The sequence below is a fragment of the Streptococcus mitis SK564 genome (assembly GCF_000148525.1).
Taxonomy (GTDB): Bacteria; Bacillota; Bacilli; order Lactobacillales; family Streptococcaceae; genus Streptococcus; species Streptococcus mitis_H.
This window is the reverse complement of the sequence record NZ_AEDU01000023.1, coordinates 25,980-41,729: the sequence shown is the minus strand read 5'-3', so window position 1 is coordinate 41,729 and position 15,750 is coordinate 25,980. Positions and strand designations below refer to the sequence as shown.

Annotated in this window: 15 protein-coding genes; 12 read left to right on the top strand and 3 right to left on the bottom strand. The window is 40.6% G+C overall.

Annotated elements, in window-relative coordinates:
* The first annotated feature begins 216 nt into the window (after positions 1-216).
* From SMSK564_RS10420 to argH, 5 genes are all read left to right on the top strand, one after another.
* Complete coding sequence (locus SMSK564_RS10420; RefSeq protein WP_000723964.1) at positions 217-2,325, top strand: amino acid ABC transporter permease; 2,109 nt, start codon at positions 217-219, stop codon at positions 2,323-2,325.
* Positions 2,322-2,963, top strand: a complete 642-nt coding sequence (locus SMSK564_RS0102920; RefSeq protein ID WP_000571322.1) for an ABC transporter ATP-binding protein — start codon at positions 2,322-2,324, stop codon at positions 2,961-2,963. Before SMSK564_RS10420 ends, SMSK564_RS0102920 begins: the two co-directional genes overlap by 4 nt.
* A gap of 206 nt (positions 2,964-3,169) precedes the next feature.
* Positions 3,170-3,976, top strand: coding sequence for an ABC transporter substrate-binding protein (locus tag SMSK564_RS10415; RefSeq protein WP_001038472.1), 807 nt, complete (start codon positions 3,170-3,172; stop codon positions 3,974-3,976).
* 16 nt (positions 3,977-3,992) lie between these two features.
* Positions 3,993-5,189, top strand: a complete 1,197-nt coding sequence (locus tag SMSK564_RS10410; RefSeq protein ID WP_000031919.1) for an argininosuccinate synthase — start codon at positions 3,993-3,995, stop codon at positions 5,187-5,189.
* Between the two features lie 28 nt (positions 5,190-5,217).
* The gene (gene argH, locus SMSK564_RS10405) at positions 5,218-6,609 is read left to right on the top strand and encodes an argininosuccinate lyase (RefSeq protein WP_001107623.1); all 1,392 of its coding nucleotides are present in this window, start codon (positions 5,218-5,220) and stop codon (positions 6,607-6,609) included.
* 289 nt (positions 6,610-6,898) lie between these two features.
* Here the strand turns inward: argH and SMSK564_RS10400 are convergent, their stop codons facing one another.
* Positions 6,899-7,762 carry a helix-turn-helix domain-containing protein gene (locus tag SMSK564_RS10400; protein ID WP_001268176.1) on the bottom strand — a complete coding sequence of 288 codons (864 nt, stop codon included), beginning with the start codon at positions 7,760-7,762 and terminating at the stop codon, positions 6,899-6,901.
* 156 nt (positions 7,763-7,918) lie between these two features.
* On the opposite strand from SMSK564_RS10400, the gene SMSK564_RS10395 reads away from it, so the two are divergent.
* The 7 genes from SMSK564_RS10395 to mnmG all read left to right on the top strand — a co-directional run bounded on the left by SMSK564_RS10395 (position 7,919) and on the right by mnmG (position 13,498).
* Complete coding sequence (locus SMSK564_RS10395) at positions 7,919-8,650, top strand: hypothetical protein (protein ID WP_000067191.1); 732 nt, start codon at positions 7,919-7,921, stop codon at positions 8,648-8,650.
* Positions 8,651-8,803: 153 nt separating this feature from the next.
* Positions 8,804-9,016 carry a hypothetical protein gene (locus tag SMSK564_RS13765; protein WP_000989848.1) on the top strand — a complete coding sequence of 71 codons (213 nt, stop codon included), beginning with the start codon at positions 8,804-8,806 and terminating at the stop codon, positions 9,014-9,016.
* 48 nt (positions 9,017-9,064) lie between these two features.
* Entirely contained in the window at positions 9,065-9,280 is a 216-nt protein-coding gene (locus tag SMSK564_RS13760; RefSeq protein ID WP_050264282.1) for a hypothetical protein, read from the top strand.
* Positions 9,281-9,437: 157 nt separating this feature from the next.
* Positions 9,438-10,559 carry a tRNA 2-thiouridine(34) synthase MnmA gene (gene mnmA, locus SMSK564_RS10390; RefSeq protein WP_001282953.1) on the top strand — a complete coding sequence of 374 codons (1,122 nt, stop codon included), beginning with the start codon at positions 9,438-9,440 and terminating at the stop codon, positions 10,557-10,559.
* 140 nt (positions 10,560-10,699) lie between these two features.
* The gene (locus tag SMSK564_RS10385) at positions 10,700-11,155 is read left to right on the top strand and encodes an NUDIX hydrolase (protein ID WP_000193656.1); all 456 of its coding nucleotides are present in this window, start codon (positions 10,700-10,702) and stop codon (positions 11,153-11,155) included.
* Between the two features lie 11 nt (positions 11,156-11,166).
* Positions 11,167-11,595 carry an NUDIX hydrolase gene (locus SMSK564_RS10380; protein ID WP_000239794.1) on the top strand — a complete coding sequence of 143 codons (429 nt, stop codon included), beginning with the start codon at positions 11,167-11,169 and terminating at the stop codon, positions 11,593-11,595.
* Positions 11,585-13,498 (top strand): tRNA uridine-5-carboxymethylaminomethyl(34) synthesis enzyme MnmG, encoded by a 1,914-nt coding sequence (gene mnmG, locus SMSK564_RS10375; protein WP_000221906.1) that lies wholly within the window; start codon positions 11,585-11,587, stop codon positions 13,496-13,498. The genes SMSK564_RS10380 and mnmG overlap by 11 nt, the downstream gene beginning before the upstream one ends.
* A gap of 139 nt (positions 13,499-13,637) precedes the next feature.
* On the opposite strand, the gene rnjA is transcribed toward mnmG, so the two are convergent.
* Positions 13,638-15,317, bottom strand: a complete 1,680-nt coding sequence (rnjA, locus tag SMSK564_RS10370) for a ribonuclease J1 (RefSeq protein ID WP_000331959.1) — start codon at positions 15,315-15,317, stop codon at positions 13,638-13,640.
* 1 nt (position 15,318) lies between these two features.
* Positions 15,319-15,552, bottom strand: coding sequence for a DNA-dependent RNA polymerase subunit epsilon (locus SMSK564_RS10365; RefSeq protein WP_000639572.1), 234 nt, complete (start codon positions 15,550-15,552; stop codon positions 15,319-15,321).
* Positions 15,553-15,750: the final 198 nt, after the last annotated feature.

Here is a 15,750-nt window from a genome sequence, read left to right as displayed (position 1 = left end):
AGGCAATTCCTATGAAAAATAAAATTTTAATCATTGTTTATATTTTAGCCTCGCTGTTCATCAGTTTTATAATCTTTTCACTTTTGCATATTGATTTTAAATGGTGGACAACTTTGGCTATAAGTGCAGGATTTATTTACACCTATTTAAAATTTAGTAAAAAATAAAAAGTACCTGCACCTATCTCGCTTTCGTCTCTTCACGGGAGGTATCTCTATGAAAAAAATCAGTCATCTTTGTATGCTCCTGCTTTTGCTGTGTACTACGTTTTTTGTCCTGAATGTAAATGTTACACGTGAAATAGTGCGGATTCAGGAGATGGGCAAGACAACTTATTCATTTGACTTGTACTTGAAAGATGTCATTAAACCGACAGAAACGATTCTCCAGTTTTTTGAAGAGGTTGCAAGCCAAGACAAGGTCTCTATTATCAAAGTAGATAATGGCGATGAAGCCGTCAAGGCTGGTGTTTTTAATAAGGAAACCTTCCCCTATCAGGAGTTCGGTCTGACTTCTCTTGATTTTTCAAAGAATGAGAAGGGGGTCTACAGCAACCAGGATCTTCCCAATAATCTAGGAACCATTCCCACCTTGTTAAAGGTGAAACTCATTCGACTCCAGACCTTCCAATCCTATATTGAGGATAAATCCCATACTGTAAATGGGCGCTACATGATTACCTCCAGCAAAGAGATAGATCGCGATACCATTCTACAAAAGTGGAGTGATTTTTTCCAGATAGATAAGACGATTTTATTAGAACCCACTTACCGAAGTCAGGTTGGAGTGCTAAATCAAGAGTTGTTACTATCTATCATTATCTTTATCTTGGCAATCTTGTTTGTGATTTTAATGACAGTTTATCAGCCGATGATGGAGATGAAACGAGTGGGGGTTCAAAAGTTACTTGGTTTCCAAAGCAGGGCGATTTTAGCTGGTTTTGTAAAGACTAATTTTTATCTTCTCTTGGGTGGAAGTCTTATCATTGACTTGGGACTATTTTTAGTGCTGGACTACAGACCAAAACTTCTGTTCCCAAGTTTACTCTTATCCCAATTTCTACTTTTACAGTTGTATTTGTTCATCAGTTGGCTGACCTACCTGATGATTCAGAAAATGACAGTCAGTTCCATGTTGAAAGGTTTTTCATCTGTCAAACTTGGTCTCATCTTCAATTATGTGATGAAAATAGGGACAACTATTTTACTGACGGCCTTACTGATTGGGGTGGGCAGAAGTTTAGAACAAGAAAACAAAGAACTTGCTTATCAGCAACAGTGGGTAAGCCAAGGTAATTACCTGACCTTAGAAACCTTCAAACTCAATGATAATCTGTGGCAAGAAGAGCTAGCAGGGTCAGGGAAATCTACAGATTATTTCTACCAATTTTATCAAGACTTGCTAGCAAAAACACAAGTAAACTATGTGCGAAGTGCGAGTCTTCCCATCAAACCAGTCATCAAAGCTGAACAAGTGCAGAACTACCAACTGCCTGATAAGGTAGATGTTTACTATGCTAATAGCAATTTTCTAAAGAGCAAGGGATTCAAGTTACCAGATACCGGTACTAAAAAGGTGATTTTGTTGCCAGCCAGTGACAAAGGACAAGAAGTCAAGAATCAGTTCTTGGGAAAATCCATCGCCTATCTTTCTATGAGGTATGAAGATCAGCAAAAGCAAAGGGTAGAAGATATGGATGTAGAAATTGCCTACTATGAAGGAGATTGGTCTTTCTTCCCTTATAATAATGAGCGAAAGGAAAATCTCCACAATCCAATCATTAGTCTGGTAAATGATCAAGACATGATGTGGGAAGAAAAGACTCACTTGTCAACGACAGGTTTAAACAATCCGATGAAAGTTGAAAATACAGAACAAAATCAAAAAGTGATTACGGAGTTAGTCGATAACTTATCTGATGGTAGCTATTTAAAATTTTCATCGATTCAAGCAATTCAAGAGGAGATAGTTGATACCTATCGGGATTCTGTTCGTAATTTTAACGTTCTTTTTGCCTTATTTGCTCTTCTCAGTATGATTGTCTCCTACTTTTTACTCGTTACCACTTTCCTGTTGAAGCGCAGGGATATCATTACCAAGAAGTTTATGGGGTGGAAACTGGTCGATCGCTACCGTCCTCTCCTCGTTCTGCTCTTGCTGGGCTATAGTCTGCCTCTTCTAGTCTTGATTTTCTTTGCCCGTGCGCTCCTGCCACTTCTACTGTTTGCAGGTTTTACATGTTTAGATATACTATTTGTGTTAGCCTTGGCTTCTAGGATGGAGAAAAAAAGTCTAGTAGAGTTATTGAAAGGGGGCATCTTATGATTGAGTTGAAAAATATTACCAAAACCATTGGGGGAAAAGTGATTTTGGATCACTTGTCTCTCAGGATTGATCAGGGAGATTTGGTTGCCATCGTTGGAAAAAGTGGTAGTGGTAAGTCGACCTTGTTAAATTTATTAGGTTTAATAGATGGTGAATATAGCGGACGGTATGAGATTTTTGGTCAGACAAATCTAGCAGTCAATTCTGCTAAGTCACAAACAATAATCCGTGAACATATCTCTTATCTTTTTCAAAATTTTGCCCTGATTGATGATGAAACGGTCGAGTACAATCTCATGCTGGCACTGAAATATGTGAAATTGTCCAAGAAAGACAAGCTCAAAAAGGTGGAAGAGATTTTAGAGAGAGTAGGTTTGTCAGCTACTTTGCATCAAAAGGTTTCCGAGTTGTCTGGTGGGGAGCAACAACGAATTGCAGTTGCTAGAGCCATCTTAAAACCCAGCCAGCTGATTTTAGCCGATGAACCAACAGGTTCTCTGGATCCTGAAAATAGAGATTTGGTCTTGAAGTTTCTCTTAGAGATGAATCGCGAGGGGAAAACAGTTATTATTGTGACCCACGATGCTTATGTAGCCCAACAATGTCATCGTATCATTGAATTGGGCGAGGGGAAATGAGTTCGTTCGGCTTCTTTTGACTGGCTGAATACTCATGTTTTCCAGAGAGAAATAGCATAAATACGCCTAGGAATGACATTTTTATGTAGTATTTCTAGGTTTTTTTGTTTCAAATTGAAAATTTTTTCAATTTAGGCTTGACAAACGATGAGTATAGGAGTATTATTTATACAACAAAAAAGAATAAACATAAAGGAGGCTTTGTTATGAATAAGATGAAGAAGGTGTTGATGACGATGTTTGGTTTAGTGATGCTCCCCCTACTATTTGCTTGTAGTAACAATCAATCGGCTGGAATTGAAGCCATCAAGTCCAAAGGAAAATTGGTTGTAGCCCTCAATCCAGATTTTGCTCCATTTGAATACCAAAAAGTGGTTGATGGGAAAAATCAGATTGTGGGTTCAGATATCGAATTAGCCAAGGCTATCGCAACAGAACTAGGTGTCGAATTGGAACTATCTCCCATGAGTTTTGACAATGTACTGGCTAGTGTTCAATCAGGAAAAGCCGATCTTGCCATATCTGGTGTTTCTAAGACAGATGAACGGAGCAAGGTGTTTGACTTTTCCATTCCCTACTATACTTCAAAAAATAAGCTCATTGTCAAAAAATCTGACTTGGCTACTTATCAGTCTGTAAACGACTTGGCGCAGAAAAAGGTCGGAGCGCAGAAAGGTTCGATTCAAGAGACAATGGCGAAAGATTTGCTACAAAATTCTTCCCTCGTATCTCTGCCTAAAAATGGGAATTTAATCACAGATTTAAAATCAGGGCAAGTGGATGCCGTTATTTTTGAAGAACCAGTTGCCAAGGGATTTGTGGAAAATAATCCTGATTTAGCAATCGCAGACCTCAATTTTGAAAAAGAGCAAGATGATTCCTACGCGGTCGCCATGAAAAAAGATAGTAAGGAATTGAAAGAGGCAGTCGATAAAACCATTCAAAAGTTGAAGGAGTCTGGGGAATTAGACAAACTCATTGAGGATGCCTTTAAAGCATCCATTGAAAAATAGAAAGAAGGAAAAGAATATGAGTAAAGAAAAAGTAATTTTGGCCTATTCTGGCGGTTTGGACACATCAGTTGCTATTACATGGTTAAAGAAAGATTATGATGTTGTTGCAGTTTGTATGGATGTGGGTGAAGGGAAAGACTTAGATTTCATCCATGATAAGGCTCTCAAGGTTGGGGCAGTCGAATCTTATGTCATTGATGTTAAGGACGAATTTGCTACAGATTATGTGCTAGTGGCTCTTCAGTCACATGCCTACTATGAACAAAAGTACCCCTTGGTATCTGCCTTGAGCCGCCCTCTGATTTCTAAAAAATTGGTTGAAATAGCGCATCAGACAGGAGCGACTACAATTGCTCATGGTTGTACAGGTAAGGGGAATGACCAAGTGCGTTTTGAAGTATCGATTGCAGCCTTGGATCCCAATTTAAAAGTGGTTGCGCCAGTTCGTGAATGGAAATGGTCTCGGGAGGAAGAAATTCATTATGCTAAGGAAAATGGGGTACCTGTTCCTGCTAACCTTGACAATCCCTACTCTGTCGACCAAAATCTTTGGGGACGTGCCAATGAGTGTGGTATTTTGGAAAATCCATGGAATCAGGCTCCAGAAGAAGCCTTTGGCATCACAACTTCTCCAGAGCAAGCTCCAGATACGCCAGAATACATTGAGATTGAGTTTAGTGAAGGTGTTCCAGTTTCCCTCAATGGAGAAGAGATAAAATTGGCAGATTTAATTCAAAAACTCAATGAAATAGCTGGAAAACATGGGGTCGGACGGATTGACCACGTGGAAAATCGTTTGGTTGGGATTAAATCAAGAGAGATCTATGAGTGTCCAGGTGCAGTGACCTTGCTGACAGCTCATAAGGAAATTGAGGATTTGACGCTTGTGAGAGAAGTGGCTCATTTTAAACCAATTATAGAAAATGAATTATCAAATCTCATTTATAATGCTTTGTGGTTTAGTCCGGCTACGCAAGCCTTGATTGCTTATATTAAAGAGACTCAAAAAGTTGTCAATGGGACTGCAAAAGTTAAACTCTATAAGGGAAGCGCTCAGGTCGTGGCTCGGAAATCACCAAATTCTCTTTACGATGAAAATTTGGCGACGTATACTAGTGCGGATACCTTTGACCAAGATGCGGCTGTTGGCTTTATTAAGTTGTGGGGACTTCCAACCAAGGTTCATTCTGAGGTTCAAAAAAGCGCCAAATAGGGCGATTGACTAGAGAGGTGGATGTGATATGGCTAAGAATACAAAATTATGGGGTGGTCGCTTTGAAGGTACTGTCGAAGACTGGGTAGAGCGCTTTGGTGCGAGTATATCTTTTGACCAGAAATTAGCTAAATTTGATGTGATTGGTTCCTTAGCCCACGTTCAGATGTTGGGTCAGACGGGTATTTTGAGTTTGAATGAGTCAGAAAAGATTCAAGAAGGTTTGAAAGAGCTTTTAGAAGAGCTAGAGGCAGGCCAACTTGACTTTGATATCGCAAACGAAGATATTCATATGAATATGGAAGTGTTGTTGACAGAAAAAATTGGTCCCCTTGCAGGGAAGCTACATACAGCTCGTTCTCGAAATGACCAAGTTGCGACAGATATGCACTTATATCTCAAGGAACAACTAGGTCATGTCCTAGATAAACTAGCTCATCTCAAAGGTGTTTTATTAGACTTGGCGGAAAATCATGTGGAGACAATCATGCCGGGCTATACCCATCTGCAACATGCCCAACCTATTAGTTTTGCCCACCACCTGATGGCTTACTACAATATGTTTCAAAGAGACAGTGAACGTTTTGGATTTAACCAGAAGCATACAGACCTATGCCCTCTAGGTGCGGCGGCTTTGGCGGGAACGACTTTCCCCATTGATCGCCAATTGTCTAGCGATTTGCTGGAGTTTAAGCAACCTTATACAAATTCTTTGGATGCTGTTAGTGACCGCGATTTTATCTTAGAATTTCTATCCAACGCCAGCATACTCATGATGCATATGAGCCGTTTTTGCGAAGAAATGATCAATTGGTGTAGTTTTGAGTACCAATTCATTACCTTGTCAGATACGTTTACAACAGGTTCCTCTATTATGCCACAAAAGAAAAATCCAGATATGGCTGAGTTGATTCGAGGAAAGACTGGTAGAGTTTATGGGAATCTGTTTGGACTATTGACAGTCATGAAGTCCTTGCCTTTAGCTTATAATAAGGATTTGCAAGAGGATAAGGAAGGAATGTTTGACACGGTCGAAACGATTTTAAATTCCCTTGATGTGTTGGCAGGTATGTTATCTAGCTTGCAGGTAAATAAGGAAAAAATGCAAGAGTCTACAGAGAAGGATTTTTCAAATGCGACTGAGTTGGCAGATTATTTGGCAGGAAAAGGCTTGCCATTTAGAGAAGCTCATGAGGTTGTAGGAAGATTAGTGCTAGACTCTATCAAGTCTGCTAAAAATATTCAAGATTGGACTTTGGAGGAATTGCAAACCTATCATTCCCTCATTGCCGAGGATATCTATGTCTACTTGCAACCTAAAACTGCTGTTCAAAGACGAAATTCCTTGGGAGGTACAGGATTTGACCAAGTGAAATACCAGATTGCAGTTGCTAAGAAAGCGAATGAAGCTAGAAAGTGATAGATTGATAGGTTCAGAATAAGAGGTTGGTCGATTGACAGCCTCTTTCTTATCGTTAAAAAAGTGAGAGATATTGACTTTTGAAAAAAGATGTCATAATTGAGTTGGGATAAACGTAAAAGTCATACTTTCTCGTTAAATCGTTCGGCGATTCATGGTGACATGGACACATAGTAGTAAGCACACCATGTGGCTTGGCAGAGCTAAAAACTTCTGGCTTAACAACGGATGGTATTAAGAAATAACGAACAGAATAATATGAAAAGGTCGAGGAACCCCCTCGACTTTTTTATAATTTCTTTGGTTGATAATAGGTCTCTACTTCTTTTTTGAGATGAGACAGCATAGAAGTTTCCTCGGTCAGCTCTAGAAGTGAGAAACCTTTTTGGATAAGTTTAGCATCATCCGTACAAATCCCGATACGGACATAGCAGATAGCAAGCCTATCGTAGCTTTTCTTGTTCTTGGCATCTTCTAGTAAAGTGTAGCAGATTTGCTTACACATGTTTTTGTCTTGATTGTATAAGTAAATGGTGGAAAGGTTGAGTAGGATTGCCATTCGTAAGTCATATAAATGTTGGTAGTTTTTATAGACTTCCAAGCGTTGCAGGATTTTTCCAGTAATGAGATGGAGGTGATCAATGGAAAAACTGAAAAGAATGGTGTTGAGGATTTTCAGATCACTCTCATACCATGTATCTTGTTTTTCAATTTTCCTCCAAAGTTTCTTGACAACCTGTTCTGCGTGATCTGATAGTTCCCCTGTCCCGTGTTGACGGATATAAATGACAACTTCAAGCATGTCTCTGATTTCTTCTACAGGGAGATCGTGGTGGGTCTTGAGGTAGTCTTGGCATTTTTGAATTAAATTGACAAGATCGCTGGTCCCGATAATGGAACGCATATTGAGATAGGTTTGCATAATCTCTGTGCGTTGACTTGGTTGATAAAGTTGACAGATATATTCAAACTCTTCAAAACTCATATTGATTTGACGGAGAAGAAATTCCATATTTTCATATTTTGGGGTTGTCTTGCCACTTTCGATTTTTGATAAGCTAGTTCTTGAGAGAACACCCCCACAGACCTCTTCTTGGGTCAGCCCCTTTGACTCACGTATTTCTTTATAGACCTTTCCGAAATCATAACGCATGATTTACTCCTTTTCGTGAAAAAAGTTAACAAATAATAAAATCCTATTAAAAATATTGTATCATAGCAATGTAAAAAGTAAAAAAGAAAGTCGAAATAAATTCGTGAAAAAGGTTGACATAGTTTAAAAATGGAACCAAGGATAAGAGGAAGAAGCATGAGTAATCTAGAGTCAATTCGTAAAGCGCATATCATCGTGTGGGGGGCCTATCTATTTTTATCATTAAGGGCGCCGCTAATTAGCAGCACTGAGTATTTCTTGCTTATTTTTTTAGCGTTTCTCTATGCGATAGTATCGCTCCCTATATATTCAGTGAAAAATAAAATAGTATCTATCTGTCTAGCCATAAACTCAATTCTGTTAATGATTTTCCCGATTTTAATCAATAAATATTTCCCAGGAAAGGTTTCTACTTATATCGTATTAATCAGTATTTTTATCCTGGAGTTCTTAATCTTTAATATAATTGGTAAAGATTTTGATACTAGATTAGCTAGCGAGTATAGGAAAATCAGTCAGTTTAAAAGTAAGATGTCTCAATCTCCTTGGATAAAATATTTAGAGATTTCTAGTTTTATATTAACTATATTTCCATTTATTCTTCATGGTACAGTTGATAATCGTGTATTGGCTCTTATCTTTTTGATAAAAATTTGTGTAGATACTACGATAAAGCTTCTATTAAACGGAATTTTTAAGACAAGTAAGGTAATGAAAAGGAGGATATTTTCTCTTTTTGTACTAGATTTGATTATCTATATATTTTTAGGTTATGTTTTAGTGATACAAAAAGACGAATATCTGTTTTCAATTCTACTAATTTTTTCTAATTTCTCACTTCCCTTTATCAGAGAAAAAGAGTACGAATTATTTAAAAATAAGAAATGAGATAGATATGGTATCTTTATTAAAACTGAGAATAAATTTTGGGAAATACTTTTATTTATATTAGGTGTATTGCTAATTGGAATTGCGTTACTAAGTCCCCCAAAAATGAAATTTTGGAAATAGAGTTAGTGAGAAGGACAGGATAATAGTATTATGATGGTTGTTTTAATTGCAGTGGTTGTGGCATTTCTGTATTATGTAATTACAGAGTATTTTCAGAATAGTTATATTGACTGTATACTATTTCTAACATTGCTGATTTCTCATTTGATATGGGATTACTATTTTTTGCCTATTGAAATTTTAGTGGCATTAAGTGGAGCAAATTTGCTATCAAGATTTTTCAAAAAAAAGAGAAGTCAATAGAGTTGTTAATGGATTATTAAGACGAAAGGTAAAATTGGGATATTTAAAATGAAACATTTTTTTGCAGGAATTGGTGAAATTCATTTTTTGTTATTTTTATTATATCTAAGCATGTCTACTAGTCCAATTATTGGACTAGTGATTGGATATACTAAAATAAATCTAATAAATTCTATTATTATAGCTCTTGGTATGATATTGGCATTAATTTTGGTATTATCAAGAGTGTATAGAAAATATTTTTATAGAGACGATGATGACTAAAGTTTTTATCAATAAAAACCAGTGGTTCGTTGATTATCACCCTCTTTCTTGTCTTCTCTAATCAAGCATGTTATAATGAATACTGCTCAAGCGACCTTCAATCGTGAAGCACACACGACCTTCAATCGTGAATAAACGAATAGATGGGAGACTTACCATGAGTGATAACTCTAAAACACGTGTTGTCGTGGGGATGAGTGGTGGTGTTGATTCGTCGGTGACGGCTCTTCTTCTCAAGGAGCAGGGCTACGATGTGATCGGTATCTTCATGAAGAACTGGGATGACACAGATGAAAACGGCGTCTGTACGGCGACCGAAGATTACAAGGATGTGGCTGCGGTGGCAGACCAGATTGGCATTCCTTACTACTCTGTCAATTTTGAAAAAGAGTACTGGGACCGCGTTTTCGAGTATTTCCTAGCGGAATACCGTGCAGGACGTACGCCAAATCCAGATGTTATGTGTAACAAGGAAATCAAGTTTAAGGCCTTTTTGGACTATGCCATGACCTTGGGGGCAGACTATGTAGCGACTGGGCATTATGCCCGAGTGGCGCGTGATGAGGATGGAACAGTTCACATGCTTCGTGGTGTGGACAATGGCAAGGACCAGACCTATTTCCTTAGCCAACTTTCGCAAGAACAACTCCAAAAAACCATGTTCCCACTGGGGCATTTGGAAAAGCCTGAAGTTCGCAGACTAGCAGAAGAAGCAGGCCTTGCGACTGCTAAGAAGAAAGACTCGACAGGGATTTGCTTTATCGGAGAAAAGAACTTTAAAAACTTTCTCAGCAACTACCTGCCAGCTCAGCCAGGTCGCATGATGACTGTAGATGGTCGCGATATGGGCGAGCATGCAGGTCTTATGTACTATACGATTGGTCAGCGTGGAGGTCTCGGTATCGGTGGGCAACACGGAGGTGACAATGCCCCTTGGTTCGTTGTCGGAAAAGACCTAAGTAAGAACATTCTCTATGTCGGGCAAGGTTTCTACCATGACTCGCTCATGTCAACCAGTCTAGAAGCCAGTCAAGTCCACTTTACTCGTGATATGCCAGAAGAATTTACGCTAGAATGCACAGCTAAATTCCGTTATCGTCAGCCGGATTCTAAAGTGACAGTGCATGTCAAAGGAGACAAGGCAGAGGTCATCTTTGCGGAACCGCAACGCGCCATCACACCAGGACAGGCAGTTGTCTTTTACGATGGCGAAGAGTGTCTCGGTGGTGGTTTGATTGACAATGCCTACCGCGATGGACAAGTTTGTCAGTACATTTAGATTGACAAATTTTCTCAATTTGCTACAATAATAAAAGCAATAGAAATGATGGTCAAAGCTCATGGATGTTGCAGGCTTTTTTGTCCTGCACTTCTTTGGAGTTTTGACTGTTTTTGTGTCGTTTAAGGGAAAGGACAAGAATGACTCAGCAAGACTTTCGGACAAAAGTAGGAAATACAGTTTTTGGTGTTCGGGCGACAGCCTTGATTGTCCAAAATCGCAAGCTCCTAGTTACCAAAGACAAGGGAAAGTATTACACAATTGGAGGTGCGATTCAAGTCAATGAAAGAACGGAAGAAGCGGTAGTCCGCGAAGTGAGGGAAGAACTGGGTGTTAAAGCTCAAGCTGGGCAGCTAGCTTTTGTGGTTGAAAATCGTTTTGAACAAGACGGTGTTTCCTATCACAACATTGAGTTTCATTATCTGGTGGACTTGCTTGAAGATGCCCCATTGACCATGCAGGAAGATGAGAAAAGTCAGCCCTGTGAGTGGATTGATTTGGACCAGCTCCAGAATATCCAGCTAGTTCCAGCCTTTTTAAAAACAGCCCTGCCAGATTGGGACGGCCAACTAAGACACATTCATCTTGAGAAATAGGAGAGAAAAGGATGGTTAAGCTTATTGCCCATGTACTTGTTCATAGTGGTGGTGATTATTTGCTCATTCAGCGTTCGGAAATTAAAAGAGGACAACCCAACGTTTATCCAACTTACTGGGATATTCCTGGTGGCGGGGTTGAAAAGGGTGAACTTCCGCGAGATGGTGCTCTTAGAGAATGCATTGAAGAAGCGGGAGTTAGGCTAGATAGCAGTTCGCTCAAACTTCTTCACGAAGATAGTCAACTGGATACCTCTAAGGATACTGTCTTTACTCGCTTAGTTTATAAAGCAGAGTGGGTTGGGGAGAAGCCAATTATCCGATTAGATCCTGAAGAGCATACGCATTTTAAATGGGTTACTATGGCTCAAGCTCTAGAGGAGGAGAAGTTAGTTCCTTATTTACGAGAAATTTTTGAAAGGTTAAGAAATGACATATAATTTTACTGAAGAATACGATATTATTGTAATTGGTGCGGGACACGCTGGGGTTGAGGCTTCCTTGGCCGCTAGCCGTATGGGCTGTAAGGTCCTGCTTGCGACTATCAACATTGAAATGCTGGCTTTCATGCCTTGTAACCCCTCTATCGGTGGTTCTGCCAAGGGGATCGTTGTGCGTGAAGTTGATGCCCTCGGTGGCGAGATGGCCAAAACCATTGATAAGACTTACATTCAGATGAAGATGCTTAACACAGGGAAGGGGCCAGCTGTCCGTGCCCTTCGTGCGCAGGCTGACAAGGAGCTTTACTCCAAGGAAATGCGCAAGACGGTTGAAAATCAAGAAAATCTGACCCTTCGTCAGACCATGATTGATGAGATTTTGGTTGAAGATGGCAAAGTTGTCGGTGTTCGTACAGCGACCCATCAAGAGTATGCTGCTAAGGCTGTTATCGTGACTACAGGGACGGCCCTCCGTGGGGAAATTATCATTGGAGATCTTAAGTATTCATCAGGTCCTAACCACAGCTTGGCTTCTATTAACCTAGCTGACAATCTCAAGGAACTGGGCCTCGAAATTGGTCGTTTCAAGACAGGAACACCTCCACGTGTCAAGGCTTCTTCTATCAACTACGATGTGACAGAGATTCAGCCAGGAGACGAAGCGCCTAATCACTTCTCATACACTTCGCGTGATGAGGATTATGTCAAAGACCAAGTGCCATGCTGGTTGACCTATACCAATGGTACCAGTCATGAGATTATCCAAAATAACCTCCACCGTGCGCCTATGTTTACAGGTGTGGTCAAGGGAGTGGGACCTCGTTACTGCCCATCAATTGAAGACAAGATTGTGCGCTTTGCGGACAAGGAACGCCACCAACTCTTCCTTGAGCCAGAAGGGCGCAATACAGAGGAAGTCTATGTCCAAGGCCTCTCAACCAGTCTACCTGAGGATGTCCAGCGTGACTTGGTTCATTCCATCAAAGGTTTGGAAAATGCAGAGATGATGAGAACAGGTTATGCCATTGAGTATGACATGGTCTTACCTCACCAGTTGCGTGCGACTTTGGAAACCAAGAAAATCTCAGGACTTTTCACTGCTGGTCAGACAAATGGAACATCAGGTTATGAAGAAGCAGCAGGTCAAGGGATTATCGCGGGTATCAATGCGGCTTTGAAAGTCCAAGGCAAGCCTGAGTTGATTTTGAAGCGTAGTGACGGTTATATTGGGGTCATGATTGATGACTTGGTGACCAAGGGAACTATTGAACCCTATCGTCTCTTGACAAGTCGTGCTGAATACCGTCTCATTCTTCGCCATGACAATGCTGATATGCGTTTGACAGAGATGGGACGCGAGATTGGCCTTGTGGATGATGAACGCTGGGCTCGCTTTGAAATCAAGAAAAATCAATTTGAAAATGAGATGAAGCGTCTCGACAGTATCAAACTCAAGCCAGTCAAGGAAACCAATGCTAAGGTTGAGGAGATGGGCTTCAAGCCGTTGACAGATGCAGTGACAGCCAAGGAATTCCTTCGCCGTCCAGAAGTTTCTTATCAAGATGTGGTGGCTTTCATCGGACCAGCTGCAGAGGACTTGGATGACAAGATTATCGAATTGATTGAAACAGAAATCAAGTACGAAGGCTATATTTCCAAAGCCATGGATCAGGTTGCTAAGATGAAACGCATGGAAGAAAAACGCATTCCAGCCAATATTGACTGGGATGATATTGATTCTATCGCGACAGAAGCCCGTCAGAAGTTCAAACTCATCAATCCAGAAACCATCGGCCAAGCCAGCCGTATTTCGGGTGTAAACCCAGCAGATATTTCTATTTTGATGGTGTATTTGGAAGGTAAAAATCGTAGTATTTCTAAAACTCTTCAAAAATCAAAATAATACGTCGTCGGCTTCGGCTCACCTAACTCAAGTTATGCTTTCGCCTAGCCTTCTAGTCTGATTTCGATTTTTATTGAGTTTCAATCTCAAAAGAAAGCATAGAGAAAAACAGCTCCGAAAATCGGGGCTGTTTTATGATTTATTCTTCATCTGGTGTGAGGATCATTGGGATGATAATCGGTTCACGTTCTGTATTTTCATAAAGGAAGGGGCGAATGGCGTTGACAATGGCACCATTGACAGATTGAACGCTAGCATCCTTGTTTTTCAGTGCGATACGAATGGCATTGAAGAGGATACGCTGGCTTTGGCGAATCAAGTCTCCGGACTCTCTCATGTAGACAAAGCCTCGGCTGAGGATGTCTGGACCAGACAGAATCATCTGCGATTTGAAGTCAACAGTTGCGACTGCTAGAACGACACCGTCTTCAGATAGATCACGACGATCTTTGAGGACAGCAGCACCGATTTCACCGATACGATTTCCATCGACATAGATGTCTTGGGCATTGAAATGGCCTGCGATACGAGCTGAGTCAGCAGTAAGGGCAAGCACATCACCATTGCTCATGATAAAGATATTGTCCTTCTCGACACCAGTATCCACCGCTAGTCCAGCATGGACTTTCTGCATGCGGTATTCACCGTGGACAGGCATGAAGTATTTTGGCTTAATCAAGCGGAGCATAAGTTTTTGCTCTTGCTGACCACCGTGTCCAGATGTATGGATATTGTTCACTTTACCGTGGATAACTTCGACACCAGCTTCAGAAATGATGTTAATCAGTTTGTTGACGCTAGTCGTGTTTCCAGGGATTGGACTTGAAGAGAAGATAACGGTATCACCTGGTTGGAGTTGCACCTGACGGTGGGTTCCGTTGGCGATACGAGAGAGGGCTGCCATAGGTTCACCCTGACTACCTGTACAGAGGATCAGAACCTCGCCTGCAGGATAATCTTTGATTTCATTTGGCTCGATAAAGGTTCCCTTAGGAGCTTTGATGTAGCCAAGCTCAATTCCGTTGACAATGGCCTTTTCCATAGAGCGACCAAAGACCGCAATCTTACGTCCAGTCTTAACAGCGGCTTCTGTTGCTTGTTGGAGACGGAAGATATTTGAGGCAAAAGATGCAAAGATGATACGTCCTTCAATGCCTTGGATAATCTTCATGATGGATTGGCCAACGACTTTTTCAGAGTTGGTAAAGGTTGGAATTTCTGCATTTGTCGAGTCAGACAGGAGACAGAGTACACCTTCTTCACCAAGCGCAGCCATACGGTGCAAATCTGCTGGTTCACCAACTGGTGTTAAGTCAAACTTGAAGTCACCCGTACAGACAATTTTCCCTTGAGGAGTATGAATGACAATCCCCAAAGGCTCTGGAATAGAGTGAGTAGTTCTAAAGAAAGTTGCCTTGAGATTTTTAAAGGTCAACTCTGTGTTATGGTTGATTTCGTAAAGTTTGGCGTTGCGCAGGAGGCCGTGTTCTTCGAGTTTCCCACGGATCAAAGCCAAGGCAAGTGGTCCAGCATAGATTGGGACATTTGCTTGCTTGAGCAGGAATGGAATCCCACCGATGTGGTCCTCGTGTCCGTGGGTAATCAAAATAGCCTTGACGCGGTCGATGTTGTCTACGATGTAAGAGTAGTCAGGAATGACATAGTCGATACCCAGCAAGTCATCTTCTGGGAATTTAATCCCAGCATCGACGATGATAATCTCGTCTTGGTATTCAATTCCGTATGTGTTTTTCCCGATTTCTCCCAGACCACCGATGGCAAAAACGCCAACTTCTTCAGGTTTAAGAGTATAGGCCATATTAGAACTCCGTAATTTCGAAGGCGCCAGTTTCTTTTTCGTAATCTAGCAATTTGTCAGACAAGAGTTCGATATACTCGATATTGTACTCTGGGCGATTTTCTTCGACAAGTTGGCGAGCAGCGATACGACCCTCAAGTTCTGAGCTGGCATCGATGTCTAGGTAAAGTGCGCGTGTTGTTTCACGGCGTGGGCTACGTTCTTTTGTTTCTTGATAAAAAACTTTGTAAATCATATAGTTCCTTTCTATTTACAGGTCAGCTTATTCCAAACTTTTAGCATAGATTTGCTTGATTTCATTCCATTTTGTGTTTAGATTGACCTTGATTCGTTACAATTATTTCAATTATACCACAAAATGAAAAATTAGTAAAAGACGGAAACGAGAAAGTCACAGCTCGGCTTCTTTAGTAAGCGCTTGCAAAAACGAAGA